The following is an 11365-nucleotide window of genomic DNA, read 5'->3' on the forward strand; positions in this document are numbered from 1 at the left end:
AAGGGCCATCGGTTGTTGGGGTCTCGGCTACGGGCTTCGGGCTACGCCCTCCGCCCTTCACCGACACCCCAACAACCGATTCTCATCTTGATTGTCGCTACGCTCGCATCCTGTCAGTCGCCGCGCAGGCCTTGCTGAAACAGTAGCGTTTGAGAAATTTCATCAAGCACTTGCAGAGCACGCCTCCGTTTCAAGAGAAGCAAATTTTCTAAAAAGACTCGCTAGCGTTGAAGTGAAGTTTCAATGGAATGAACTCGCTACGAATCCGTCAATTTTAGCAGGCACTGGCGCAGCTTTGCATGGTATGGCCATGGGTTTGCCGCTGGTGTCTACTGCTTGGCAAGCTCTGGCGGCGTTCGCTCCGGTGTTTTCTGTTGAAACAGCTTTCGGCTTACGTCGGAAGCGAAGGAGCGCTACACCATTCGAGTATATTATCCAGGCTAGAACTTTAGGATGATGAGTGGAAGATACGACAAGTGCGCATCGACCAAGAATTTCATTCGGCAAGCACGACGCTATGGCTGGTCATGGCCGCTGCATAGCCCAGCGCCGCCCGCACATCATCCACGCTCAAATACGGGAAATCCTCGACGATCTCGGCGACATCCGCCCCACCCGCCAGCATGTCCAATATATCGCTCACCCGCACTCGCGTTCCGGCAATAATCGGCCGCCCGCCGCACACGGCAGGATCTATAGCGATACGAGGAAAGCCTGCGAGAGTCATGACGAGGAAACTATCAGATACATGCGCAAACTGCTACAATCGTCCAATGCCCGACGACGACGCCTTCACTGAAGCCGACTTCGACCCGCCACCCCACCTCAGGTCGCCGGAAGACCCCGCCGAATATGACGCTTGGCTCCGCGCACAGGTAGAAGCGGCTCTCGCCAATCCGGCTCCCGGCATTCCGCACGACATCGTAATGGCACGGATGCAGGCCATACTCGACCGGCATAAGAACCGCACATGATCGGCATGACTCCCTATCGCCCCGCCTTCACCGCCGCGCTGGGAATCTTCGCCGCTGTCAGCCAGCATATGGATGCGCAAGGCATTCGTCCGCCCATATTGGTCGGCGGGGCGGCGGCCGAACTCTATTCCAGCGGTGCGATTGCCACGGGCGACTTCGACATAGTCAGCCGGCAAGACGCCTTTGAGGCTGCCTTGCAGGCCCATGGCTTCATTCGCCCAAGCGGTCCCGGCATGATGACGAGGGGATGGATTCATCCCGACCTGCAACTCGGCTTCGAATTCGTCGGCTCGATCCTGCTCGATGGCTTGGCCGATCTCGACCGCGTCCGCCTGTTCGACGCAGCCAATGGCGACCAGTTCCTGACCATCGCCCCGGAAGACCTGATTGCCGATCGCATGGGCCAATATGCGTCCGGCTCCGCCCCGGAAATGCTGGAGCAGGCCCGCACCTTGTTCGCCCTTTCTAAAGACCTCGACCTCCATTATATGGAAAGGCGCATTCGCGAAGAAACGGGGAATGACTTTGGCGTTTCGGACCTATAAGTCTAGCCGACCGGCCATTTCGCTCGATGCGTTCGGGCGTGATGTCGCACGCCGTCGCGCAGAACTTGGCATTACCGATGCCGACATGCCGCGCAACAGCGGCACCCGCCGCACCGAAAGCAAGAAGGCATTGCTCAAAGCTATCAAGGACATTGGCGGCAACTGGTAAAACGCGCCGCCGGAACAGGCCTGCCATTTCGTCCAGACGGAGACGAAAGGCGTGATTTGCGAGCATTGGAGCGCAGCGGACTTAATGTCCGTGAGCACCGAAGCACAGGAAATCGCGCTTTGCAGGCCCGTATGGGCGGAATGGCAGGACTGTTCCCATTTTGTTCTTTCCTACATCCCCCCTTTCTGCCTACCCTTGCCGCAAACCCCACAGCTGGAGGCGCGCGCACTCATGTCGTACCACTTCCCCACCCTTACCCCGTCGCCCGAAACCCGCGCCGATGGCTGGTCCCCCGCGCGCCAACGCCGCTTTCTTGAAACCCTCGCCGCCACCGGCGTCATCCGCCTCGCCTGCGAAGCGGTCCGCATCACCGCCCGCTCGGCCTATAATCTGCGCATTCGTCAGGACGGCGCGGCCTTTCGCCTGGGCTGGGACGCGGCCATCCTCATCGCCCGCGCGCGCCTCGCCGATGATCTGATGGCCCGCGCCATTGTCGGCCAGACCGAAACCATCCGCAGGCAAGAGGATAATTTCGAAGTCACCCGCCACCGCCACGACAATCGCCTCGCCATGTCGATGCTCGCCCGGCTCGATCGCATGGCCGACTGCCCGACACCGGGCAGCGAAGCCGCGCTCGCCCGCGTCGTCGCGCAGGATTTCGCCGCCTATCTCGACATGCTCTGCCCGGCCGACGAAGCGCAGGCGGAGGCCGACCGGCTCGGCCTGCCCCGCCCCGGTGCCGAAACGATGGCGCGCGACATGGACGACGCCCGCCTTCTCGACGGTACCAGCCCCGCCACGCCCGAAGCGGTCGAAACCGCCGCCACCGCCCTGTCGCCCGGTGCCTCCGCCGCGCTCTTCGTCGCCGCGCGCATGACGCTGATGACCGGCACCGCCAAGTCCGCTTATCCGCCCTTTTCCGCCTTCCAGGAACGGTGTGAACTTCCGCCCGATCCGCCCCGCGAACCGGAGCTGGACCTCACCACCCTGCCGCCCGAAGAGGCCGTCACCCATCTGCGCGGCATCTGGTGGGATGAATTTCTGGAACAATGGCGCACCGATTATCCCCCTCCGCCCGGCTTCGTTGGCGAGGAAAGCGACAGCATCTATGAGATCGACGCCTATGAGCGTGACCTGACGCCGGACGAGGAAGACGCCGTCAACGCCCGCATCGCCGCCGATCGCCGCCCCTATGAGGAAGCCGCCGCCCGCGCCCGCGACGCCTATTTCGGCACCGCCCAGACCGCCGCTTCTGGCTGAACGCGCGGCGTTTGGGGCTGAACGGGCAGTATTTGCGATCGCAAGAAAGGGGCATCGGGTCGGCCGCGCGCACGCCATTTGCTATTTGCTGCGCCTTGCCCTACATAGGGGAGGCTACAGTCGCAAATCGACGGTTTTTGGCGCTTTGCGGCACCTTACTTCCTTCTTTCCCTGCCCCTTAGCAACACGGCGCGTCCACACGGGGTTCGCCGACAGCAAAGAAGGAATAATTTATGAGCAGCATCACTGGCGTCGTCAAGTTCTTCAACGCCGACAAGGGCTATGGCTTCATCGCCCCCGACAATGGCGGCGCGGACGCGTTCGTTCACATCAGCGCCGTTGAGCGTGCTGGCCTGGCTACCCTGCGTGAAAAGGACCGCGTGTCCTATGACCTGGAGCAGGACAAGCGCGGCAAGATGGCTGCGGTGAATATCTCGCACGCCGAGTAATATAGACGGCCTTCGGATCGGGCGCGGCGCTTTGCAAAAGAGCGCCGCGCCCGCCCCACTTTCCCTTTCCCCAAGAGGAGACCCGACATGGCCGCCCCTGATTACCGCACCCTCGCTGCCAAGGCGCGCACTGACGCCGACGCCGCCACCCTCAACAATGTCCGCGACCGCTGCCTGCGCGCTGAAGCCGCATGGCTCGCCATGGCCGGCCGCCAGGATCTGACCGACGCGGGCCGCGCCCGCCGCGACAAGACCGCTCCGGAAGCGCTCGACGCCGCCTGACAATCCACATCGTTGCGGAACTCCTGGGGCCGCCGCCGGTTATGACTGGCGAACCCCATCCCCAAGGAGTATATCATGATCCGCACCCTGATTTTCGGCGCCATCGCAGGTTATGTCGGCAAGAAGCTGTATGACGACGGCAAGCTGACCCAGTTCAAGGACGACATCGTCGCCCGCTATGGCGAAGCCAAGGCGGAACTGGCCGACAAGAGCGACACCACGCTGCGCCCGACGACCCCTGCCATGACCAGCCCTTCGGTGGCATCGGCGACCAACTTCAACTGATTTTTTTCAGATACCGGCGGCCGCTCACCCCCCGTTCGCCGCCGGTCGCCGTCCGTCCTGAGCCGCCGCTCCCTCTAGCGGCTCGGACGGGCGGCATCCCCGTCTGCCCGGCCATCCCAAAGAAGGAGCCACCCCATGCGCAAACCCATCCTCGCCGCTGCGATCCTCAGCATGCTGCCCCTCGCAGCCTGCGCCACCGACAATTACGGCGGCGGCGGCTACGGCTACGACCGTCCCAGCGACCGTCGCGGCCCGCCCCGCGGTCAGCGCCGCCCACTGCGCGACAATGACCAAATCTACCGCGACCGCGACGGCCGCTATTATTGCAAGCGCGACGACGGCACCACCGGCACCATCGTCGGTGCCCTGGCTGGCGGCGTCCTCGGCAACGTCATCGCTCCCGGCGGCTCCAAGACGCTCGGCACCATCCTGGGCGGCGGCGCTGGCGCTCTGGCCGGTCGAGCCATCGACAAGAACGACGTCAACTGCGAATAACCCCGCCGACGACGAACAAAAAAAGGGCGCGAACCACATGGTCCGCGCCCTTTCCTGTGTCTTGCCCAGTTCTTACAGCTTGCTGGTCAGCTCCGGCACGATCTTGAACAGATCGCCCACCAGACCGATGTCCGCCACCTGGAAGATCGGCGCATCCTCATCCTTGTTGATGGCGATGATGGTCTTGCTGTCCTTCATCCCCGCCAAATGCTGGATCGCCCCGGAAATACCGACTGCAACATAGACTTCCGGCGCGACGATCTTGCCGGTCTGCCCGACCTGATAGTCGTTGGGCACATAGCCCGCATCGACAGCCGCCCGGCTCGCCCCGACCGCAGCGCCGAGCTTGTCGGCCAGCGGATAGATGACTTCCTCGAAGGTAGGCCCGTCCTTGAGCGCCCGGCCACCCGACACGATGATCTTGGCGCTGGTCAGTTCCGGCCGCTCCAGCTTGGCGATCTCCGCCCCGACAAAGGACGACAGCCCCTTGTCCCCGGTCGACGTCACCGCTTCCACCGTCCCCGAACCGCCCTCACGAGCCGCCTTTTCGAAAGCCGTACCGCGAACGGTGATGACCTTCTTGGCATCCTTGCTCTTGACCGTAGCAATCGCATTGCCCGCATAGATTGGCCGCGTGAACGTGTCTTCGCTCTCGACCGACAGGATATCGCTGATCTGCATCACGTCGAGCAGAGCCGCGACGCGGGGCGCGATATTCTTGCCGTTGCTGGTGGCAGGCGCGATGAAGGCATCATGATGCCCCATCAGTTCAACGACCAACGGCGCGATATTTTCGGCAAGCGCATGGCCATAGGCGGCATCGTCGGCGACATGCACCTTGCCCACGCCCGCAATCTGCGCAGCGGCGGCGGCAACGCCATCGACGCCTTCGCCAGCGACCAGCAGATGCACTTCGCCGAGCTTGGCAGCGGCGGTGATGGCGGAAAGCGTCGCGTCCTTGACCGCGCCGCCCTCATGTTCAACCCATACAAGCGTCTTCATGCGGCAACTCCCATGGCCTTGAGCTTGGCAACCAGTTCATCGACGTCGGCGACCTTGACGCCGGCGGTGCGCTTGGGCGGTTCGACCACCTTCAGCGTCTCCAACCGTGCGCCGATATCCACGCCATAATCGGCTGGCGTCTTCTGCGCGAGCGGCTTGGACTTGGCCTTCATGATGTTGGGCAGCGACGCATAGCGCGGCTCGTTCAGGCGCAGGTCGGTGGTGATAATCGCCGGGGTCGACAGCTTCACCGTCTCCAGCCCGCCATCGACTTCACGCGTCACCGACACGCTGTCGCCTTCGACCTCGACCTTCGACGCGAACGTGCCTTGGGGCAGGTTCAGCAGCGCCGCCAGCATCTGGCCGGTCTGGTTGCTGTCATCGTCGATCGCCTGCTTGCCCAGGATGATAAGGCCAGCGCCTTCCTCTTCCTGTACCTTGGCGAGCAGCTTCGCGACGGCCAGCGGCTCGACCTCTTCATCGGTCTGGATCAGGATCGCGCGGTCGGCACCCATGGCGAGCGATGTCCGCAGCGTTTCCTGCGCCTTGGCGACGCCGATGGACACGGCGATCACTTCGGTCGCCACGCCCTTTTCCTTCAGGCGGATGGCTTCTTCGACCGCGATCTCGTCAAACGGGTTCATGCTCATCTTGACGTTCGCCAGATCGACGCCCGTGCCGTCCGCCTTCACGCGCGGCTTCACATTATAATCAATCACCCGCTTCACGGGCACAAGGATCTTCATTTCAACATCCTCCATTATAAACGCCAACACGGGCGCGGGCAGCCCGTCACCGGACTACCCGCACCCAAATGGTGTCAGTTCAGGTTGAAAGCGGCCTCAGGCTGCCTTCCTCACTTCCGCCACGATCTTGCGTGCCGCATCGCCCAGGTCGTCCGCGGGGACGATCGCCAGGCCCGAAGCCGCGAGAATATCCTTGCCCTGCTGGACATTGGTGCCTTCCAGGCGAACCACCAGCGGAACCGACAGGTTCACTTCCTTGGCCGCTGCAACGATACCATCGGCGATGATGTCGCACTTCATGATGCCGCCGAAGATGTTGACCAGGATGCCCTTCACGGCCGGATCCTGCAGGATGATCTTGAACGCCGCCGTCACCTTCTCGGTCGTGGCGCCGCCGCCAACGTCCAGGAAGTTGGCCGGGAATTCGCCATTCAGCTTGATGATGTCCATCGTCGCCATGGCGAGGCCAGCGCCGTTGACCATGCAGCCGATATTGCCGTCCAGCTTGATGTAGGCGAGGTCATATTTGGACGCTTCAACTTCCGCCGCATCTTCCTCGGTCAGGTCGCGCAATTCCGCGATGTCCTTGTGACGGAACATGGCGTTACCATCGAAACCGACCTTGGCGTCCAGCACCAGCAAATTGCCCTGCTTGGTCAGCGCCAGCGGATTGACTTCGATCTGCTCGGCGTCGGTATCCAGGAACGCGGCATAAAGCGACGAGGCGACCTTGGATGCCTGCTTGGCGAGGTCACCGGTCAGACCCAGCGCAGCGGCGATCGAACGACCATGATGCGGCATGAAGCCGGTGGCGGGATCAACCGAGAAGCTGTGAATCTTTTCAGGCGTCGAGTGGGCGACCTCTTCGATGTCCATGCCGCCTTCGGTCGATACGACGAACGCGACTTCGCTGCTGCCGCGATCGACCAGCAAGGCAAGGTAGAATTCCTTGTCGATGTCGGCGCCGTCGGTGATGTAGAGACGGTTGACCTGCTTGCCGGCATCACCGGTCTGGATCGTCACCAGCGTATTGCCCAGCATGTCGGTCGAGTGGGCCTTGACCTCGTCCAGGTTGAAGGCAAGACGCACGCCGCCCTTGGCTTCGGGAGCCAGTTCCTTGAACTTGCCCTTACCGCGGCCACCGGCATGGATTTGCGACTTCACGACATAGAGCGGTCCGGGCAGCTTCTTGGCAGCTTCGACGGCTTCTTCGACCGAGAAAGCGGGGTAGCCAGCCGCGATCGGCGCGCCATATTTCGCGAGCAATTCCTTGGCTTGATATTCATGAATATTCATGGGGCTTGCCGTCCTTTTCCGTCGAACCGTGATACGACGGATAAAGCACAGGCCTGTTTTGATGGCCAGAGTGATTTCGCAAGACGACTTTGCAAAATTGCAAAACCTTTGCGAAGCCCCTGGCCGAATTATTGCGAAATTGGTGCTAAAAAGTGCAGCGCACCGCCGCCTTGCTGGTCACCAAAAATATCTCCGCATCGCCGAGCGCGCGCACCTTATGCAGCCATTGATCGACGCCAAGCGTCCCGATGTGCGACTTGCGGACCGATGCCAGCGATTGCAGGCGGCGCAACTGTGTGAGGCTGAGCCTGTCAGCCATCTCTTCCGCCATGCACCCCGCCAGCTTGGGCGCCAAACCGGCTTCGACCAATCCGGCGCGCAGCCGTGATTCGGGCGAAAGGCTGGCGCAGGCGGGCAGCAGAAGGCACAGCGCGACGGTCAAGGGGCGAAAGAGGATGGCGGTCATCCGCCGCTGATGGCAACAGGCGTTGACAGGCGCAATGGTCATCGCGCGCCATAGGGGAGCATAAGCAGATGGACAGGATATTCACCCGGCTTTCCCATCGCGTCGCCGGATGGACCGGCCAGCCGTTGGCCTTCATCCTGGCCAGCACCACCATCCTGATTTGGCTGACGACCGGCCCGCTTTTCGGCTATTCCGATACGTGGCAGCTGGTCATCAATACCGGAACCACCATCATCACCTTCCTGATGGTATTCCTGATCCAGAATGCGCAAAATCGCGATGGTTCAGCCATACAGGCGAAGCTAGACGAACTGATCCGCGCCATCGACAACGCGCGCAACGATTTCATCGGCATCGAACATCTGACCGAAACCGAACTTCACCGTATCAAGGCCGTTCTGGAACAGGACTGCCGCGACGATGAAGACTATCATCTCGTGATCGAGCGGCTGCTCAAACGACGATAAGCCTCAGTGCGCCCGGCCGGTCATGCTTTCATTACGCCGTCGATAGGCGTCCACCTGGTCGATATAACCGCGCGCCAGATTTTCATAAGCGATACGCGCCTGATGCGACGGGCAGCTTTGCGCCCGGATCAGGGACATCTGCTGCCGATGCAGCAAATAATTGATATCCGTCTCCCTAGTCATGTCGCCGTCCTCTCTTCGCATGAGACTGGTCGATTGGCTGCGCTGGCAAGGAATAGGCAGAAGCAGCGACTCAGCTTATATCACGATCGGCGATGATCGCGAAGTAAGCGGTAGAGTATCGACACGCCATTCGACGCAATTGACAGGCGACCTGGCCCATTCAACCATCGGCCAAACAGGCGCGATTGCAAGACAGCCATGATGGTAAGGGATAACATCCCGGATACGCACAGTAAAAAGGGTTGGCATCCCCCTGCGCCAATGGCATTCTGCATCACGCTTGCAGGGGAAGGGCGGAAAATTGGGGGACATGGCGGTCGCTTTCCTTGCGACCCTGCATCATGAAATCCTGCTATTCGCCGTCGTCGGCCTCGCCATAGGCGGGATTGACGACTTGCTCATCGACCTTCTGTTCCTGTCGCGTCGGCTTTGGCGCGATCTTGTCATCTACGCCCGCTATCCTCGCATGACGACGGCAACGCTTCCCGCTTCGGCAAATCCGGGCAGGATCGCCGTCTTCATCCCGGCCTGGAAGGAAGTCGAGGTGATCGGTCCGATGCTGGCCCATGCGCTCGGTTGCTGGGGCAACGCCGACTATCGTATCTTCGTCGGCACCTATCCCAATGATCCCGATACGATCGACGCCATCGCCGCTGTGGCCGAGGGCGACCCGCGCGTGGTGGTCGGCATCAATCCGCTGCCCGGCCCCAGTACGAAGGCGGACTGCCTCAACGTCCTCTGGCGCGCGATGCTGGCCGATGAAGCGCGGCTAGGACGCCGCTACAAGGCGGTCGTTCTTCATGACGCGGAAGATGTCGTCCACCCCGACGAAATTCGCCTGTTCGATTTCATGATCGATCGGTTTCAGCTGGTCCAGTTACCCGTCCTGCCCTTGCCAGGCGAGGGCTCCTGGTTCTCCCGCGCCATCGCCAACCATTATTGCGATGAATTTGCCGAGAGCCACGGCAAATATCTGACCGTGCGCGAAGCGCTCGGCGCGTCAGTCCCATCGGCCGGGGTCGCCTGCGCCTTCGAACGCGATGCGCTGGCTGCTTTGGCCGACAATCCTGCGCATGGGCCATTCGACCCTTCGTCCCTGACGGAAGATTATGAAGCGGGATTGCGCATACGCGACGGCGGCGGCCATGGCGTGTTCGTGCGTATTCGCGATGCGCACGGCAATCTGGTCGCGACCCGCGAATATTTCCCTGACACGATGGAGGCAGCGATCAAGCAGAAGGCGCGCTGGATCGTCGGCATTTCGCTGGCGGGGTGGGACCGCATGGGCTGGCGCGGCGGTACCGCGGAATTATGGATGCGGGTGCGGGATCGGCGGGCGGCGATCGCCGCCCTCATACTATGTGCGGCCTATACCGCCTTCTTGCTATGGCCGCTATTGTGGATCGTGGACCAGTTCCAGCCAGACTATCATCGCCCCCCCTCGCCCGCCGTTGATGCGCTGCTCCGGCTCAACTTCGCCCTGATGATATGGCGGGCCCTGATGCGCGCTATGTTCGTCGGCCATGCCTATGGCTGGCGCTATGGACTGGCCGCGATCCCGCGCACCTTTCTCGCCAACCTCATCGCCATCATGGCGACCCAGCGCGCCATCTCGCTCTATGCCCGATCGCTTTTGGGCAAACCGCTATCCTGGGACAAGACGCAACATCATTTCCCCAATCTCTCGGCCGATCCGTGACCAACGACAAAAGCGGTCAACCTCTGCGCTTCCTGGCGCTGCTGATGATCGCCTGGGTCGCCATACGCATCGCCGCACAGTCCGGGCCGTCACCGCTCAACCCCTTACCACTGGTTCGCGGCCGTCCTGCGACAGCGGCGATCGTGCCCCAACAATTCAGCGCGAAGCCGCCGACAAGAAAGGCCGTTATACCCCGCGCCGTCGCCATCAAACCAGCCGCTCTCAGGGTTAGCGGCGCGCGAATAGCAAGGAATATGGTCGATGTAGCGCTTGATCCGACACCCCACAGCAGCGCACCGGCTCCAGCCGCCATCTCGGATGGTCCTACTGAAGCCCCCTACGCCTTTCCCTCTCCTCTACCGATCCCCGCACCCGGCCCTCCAAACCGGGCAGATCGCTGGCATGGCAGCAGTTGGATGCTTTGGCGCGGTGGCGGCATGTCGCAAACCGACCTTGCGAGGACAGGGCGTCTGGGCGGCTCGCAGGTCGGCGCGCGGCTGGATTATGTCCTGAACCCTGCCGCTCGCCACCGTGCCACGGCCTATGCTCGCGCCAGCAGCGCCTTGGACAGTCCCGCCGCCCCGGAGGCTGCCATCGGCATCTCCCTCCAACCCTTCACCCCCCTCCCCGTCAACGTCGCAATCGAACGACGCATCGCCCTTGGCGCAGGCGCGCGCGACGCCATGGCGGTGATGGCCGTCGGCGGCTTTGGTCCAACGCCGGTCGCCCTGGGCATGGAGGCCCAAGCCTATGCCCAGACCGGCATCGTCGGCTTTCGTCAGCGCGACGCTTTCATCGATGGCAAATTATCGTTGCTCACTCCTGTCCAAAACACGGCCATGCGGGTCGGCGCGGCTATATCGGGGGGCGCGCAGCCGGGCGTAGAGCGGCTCGACATCGGCCCGGAGATACAGGTCCGTCTTCCGCTTCAACCCGTCGCCGCGCGGCTATCGATCGAGTGGCGGGAACGGATAGCCGGGCGCGCCGCCCCCGCGTCGGGCCTTGCCCTCACGCTTGGCGCGGATTTTTGACGGCGGAGCGCCACAA

The 11365-nt window shown here is 62.3% G+C and carries 17 protein-coding genes; 11 read left to right on the forward strand and 6 right to left on the reverse strand.

Features of this window, described 5'->3' with window-relative positions; all coding sequences use genetic code 11:
* Positions 1-496: 496 nt before the first annotated feature.
* Positions 497-727: a DUF433 domain-containing protein gene (locus tag SxD43FB_RS18130; RefSeq protein WP_096063392.1), complete on the reverse strand. Its 231-nt coding sequence runs from the start codon at positions 725-727 to the stop codon at positions 497-499.
* 46 nt (positions 728-773) lie between these two features.
* Here SxD43FB_RS18130 and SxD43FB_RS18135 point away from each other — a divergent pair, with 46 nt between their 5' ends.
* The 8 genes from SxD43FB_RS18135 (at position 774) to SxD43FB_RS18170 (ending at position 4459) form a co-directional block, all read left to right on the forward strand.
* Positions 774-974 (forward strand): addiction module antitoxin, encoded by a 201-nt coding sequence (locus SxD43FB_RS18135; RefSeq protein WP_096063393.1) that lies wholly within the window; start codon positions 774-776, stop codon positions 972-974.
* Positions 971-1519, forward strand: a complete 549-nt coding sequence (locus SxD43FB_RS18140) for a hypothetical protein (protein WP_343228852.1) — start codon at positions 971-973, stop codon at positions 1517-1519. Before SxD43FB_RS18135 ends, SxD43FB_RS18140 begins: the two co-directional genes overlap by 4 nt.
* Positions 1494-1688, forward strand: a complete 195-nt coding sequence (locus SxD43FB_RS18145; RefSeq protein WP_255245801.1) for a hypothetical protein — start codon at positions 1494-1496, stop codon at positions 1686-1688. The genes SxD43FB_RS18140 and SxD43FB_RS18145 overlap by 26 nt, the downstream gene beginning before the upstream one ends.
* 231 nt (positions 1689-1919) lie before the next feature.
* Positions 1920-2948: a hypothetical protein gene (locus tag SxD43FB_RS18150; protein WP_096063437.1), complete on the forward strand. Its 1029-nt coding sequence runs from the start codon at positions 1920-1922 to the stop codon at positions 2946-2948.
* A gap of 233 nt (positions 2949-3181) precedes the next feature.
* On the forward strand, positions 3182-3397 hold the full coding sequence (locus tag SxD43FB_RS18155; RefSeq protein WP_037479442.1) for a cold-shock protein: 216 nt from the start codon (positions 3182-3184) through the stop codon (positions 3395-3397).
* A gap of 87 nt (positions 3398-3484) precedes the next feature.
* Positions 3485-3679, forward strand: coding sequence for a hypothetical protein (locus SxD43FB_RS18160; protein WP_069064935.1), 195 nt, complete (start codon positions 3485-3487; stop codon positions 3677-3679).
* Positions 3680-3754: 75 nt separating this feature from the next.
* Positions 3755-3964: a hypothetical protein gene (locus SxD43FB_RS18165; RefSeq protein WP_037479446.1), complete on the forward strand. Its 210-nt coding sequence runs from the start codon at positions 3755-3757 to the stop codon at positions 3962-3964.
* A gap of 135 nt (positions 3965-4099) precedes the next feature.
* A complete protein-coding gene (locus tag SxD43FB_RS18170) occupies positions 4100-4459 on the forward strand; it encodes a glycine zipper 2TM domain-containing protein (RefSeq protein WP_069064936.1) in 360 nt (119 codons plus the stop codon).
* 72 nt (positions 4460-4531) lie between these two features.
* Here SxD43FB_RS18170 and SxD43FB_RS18175 read toward each other — a convergent pair whose 3' ends face one another.
* The 4 genes from SxD43FB_RS18175 to SxD43FB_RS18190 all read right to left on the reverse strand — a co-directional run bounded on the left by SxD43FB_RS18175 (position 4532) and on the right by SxD43FB_RS18190 (position 7969).
* Entirely contained in the window at positions 4532-5461 is a 930-nt protein-coding gene (locus tag SxD43FB_RS18175; protein ID WP_096063394.1) for an FAD-binding protein, read from the reverse strand.
* Positions 5458-6207, reverse strand: coding sequence for an electron transfer flavoprotein subunit beta/FixA family protein (locus SxD43FB_RS18180; RefSeq protein WP_069064938.1), 750 nt, complete (start codon positions 6205-6207; stop codon positions 5458-5460). The genes SxD43FB_RS18175 and SxD43FB_RS18180 overlap by 4 nt, the downstream gene beginning before the upstream one ends.
* A 96-nt stretch (positions 6208-6303) precedes the next feature.
* Positions 6304-7503, reverse strand: coding sequence for an ADP-forming succinate--CoA ligase subunit beta (gene sucC / locus SxD43FB_RS18185; RefSeq protein WP_096063395.1), 1200 nt, complete (start codon positions 7501-7503; stop codon positions 6304-6306).
* 145 nt (positions 7504-7648) lie between these two features.
* Positions 7649-7969 (reverse strand): hypothetical protein, encoded by a 321-nt coding sequence (locus tag SxD43FB_RS18190; protein WP_096063396.1) that lies wholly within the window; start codon positions 7967-7969, stop codon positions 7649-7651.
* Positions 7970-8037: 68 nt separating this feature from the next.
* On the opposite strand from SxD43FB_RS18190, the gene SxD43FB_RS18195 reads away from it, so the two are divergent.
* Positions 8038-8436, forward strand: a complete 399-nt coding sequence (locus tag SxD43FB_RS18195) for a low affinity iron permease family protein (protein WP_096063397.1) — start codon at positions 8038-8040, stop codon at positions 8434-8436.
* Positions 8437-8439: 3 nt separating this feature from the next.
* On the opposite strand, the gene SxD43FB_RS18200 is transcribed toward SxD43FB_RS18195, so the two are convergent.
* Entirely contained in the window at positions 8440-8619 is a 180-nt protein-coding gene (locus tag SxD43FB_RS18200) for a hypothetical protein (RefSeq protein ID WP_096063398.1), read from the reverse strand.
* A gap of 310 nt (positions 8620-8929) precedes the next feature.
* Here SxD43FB_RS18200 and SxD43FB_RS18205 point away from each other — a divergent pair, with 310 nt between their 5' ends.
* A complete protein-coding gene (locus SxD43FB_RS18205; RefSeq protein ID WP_096063399.1) occupies positions 8930-10318 on the forward strand; it encodes a glycosyl transferase family protein in 1389 nt (462 codons plus the stop codon).
* The gene (locus SxD43FB_RS18210; protein WP_255245802.1) at positions 10315-11349 is read left to right on the forward strand and encodes a hypothetical protein; all 1035 of its coding nucleotides are present in this window, start codon (positions 10315-10317) and stop codon (positions 11347-11349) included. The genes SxD43FB_RS18205 and SxD43FB_RS18210 overlap by 4 nt, the downstream gene beginning before the upstream one ends.
* Positions 11350-11365 lie beyond the last annotated feature (16 nt).

The organism is Sphingobium sp. D43FB, assembly GCF_002312805.1.
In the GTDB taxonomy this organism is placed as follows: domain Bacteria; phylum Pseudomonadota; class Alphaproteobacteria; order Sphingomonadales; family Sphingomonadaceae; genus Sphingobium.

Coding starts and splice junctions, on each gene's coding strand:
- SxD43FB_RS18130 (WP_096063392.1), bottom strand. CDS start 727: ATGACTCTCGCAGGCTTTCCTCGTATCGCTATAGATCCTGCCGTGTGC.
- SxD43FB_RS18135 (WP_096063393.1), top strand. CDS start 774: ATGCCCGACGACGACGCCTTCACTGAAGCCGACTTCGACCCGCCACCC.
- SxD43FB_RS18140 (WP_343228852.1), top strand. CDS start 971: ATGATCGGCATGACTCCCTATCGCCCCGCCTTCACCGCCGCGCTGGGA.
- SxD43FB_RS18145 (WP_255245801.1), top strand. CDS start 1,494: ATGACTTTGGCGTTTCGGACCTATAAGTCTAGCCGACCGGCCATTTCG.
- SxD43FB_RS18150 (WP_096063437.1), top strand. CDS start 1,920: ATGTCGTACCACTTCCCCACCCTTACCCCGTCGCCCGAAACCCGCGCC.
- SxD43FB_RS18155 (WP_037479442.1), top strand. CDS start 3,182: ATGAGCAGCATCACTGGCGTCGTCAAGTTCTTCAACGCCGACAAGGGC.
- SxD43FB_RS18160 (WP_069064935.1), top strand. CDS start 3,485: ATGGCCGCCCCTGATTACCGCACCCTCGCTGCCAAGGCGCGCACTGAC.
- SxD43FB_RS18165 (WP_037479446.1), top strand. CDS start 3,755: ATGATCCGCACCCTGATTTTCGGCGCCATCGCAGGTTATGTCGGCAAG.
- SxD43FB_RS18170 (WP_069064936.1), top strand. CDS start 4,100: ATGCGCAAACCCATCCTCGCCGCTGCGATCCTCAGCATGCTGCCCCTC.
- SxD43FB_RS18175 (WP_096063394.1), bottom strand. CDS start 5,461: ATGAAGACGCTTGTATGGGTTGAACATGAGGGCGGCGCGGTCAAGGAC.
- SxD43FB_RS18180 (WP_069064938.1), bottom strand. CDS start 6,207: ATGAAGATCCTTGTGCCCGTGAAGCGGGTGATTGATTATAATGTGAAG.
- sucC (WP_096063395.1), bottom strand. CDS start 7,503: ATGAATATTCATGAATATCAAGCCAAGGAATTGCTCGCGAAATATGGC.
- SxD43FB_RS18190 (WP_096063396.1), bottom strand. CDS start 7,969: ATGACCGCCATCCTCTTTCGCCCCTTGACCGTCGCGCTGTGCCTTCTG.
- SxD43FB_RS18195 (WP_096063397.1), top strand. CDS start 8,038: ATGGACAGGATATTCACCCGGCTTTCCCATCGCGTCGCCGGATGGACC.
- SxD43FB_RS18200 (WP_096063398.1), bottom strand. CDS start 8,619: ATGACTAGGGAGACGGATATCAATTATTTGCTGCATCGGCAGCAGATG.
- SxD43FB_RS18205 (WP_096063399.1), top strand. CDS start 8,930: ATGGCGGTCGCTTTCCTTGCGACCCTGCATCATGAAATCCTGCTATTC.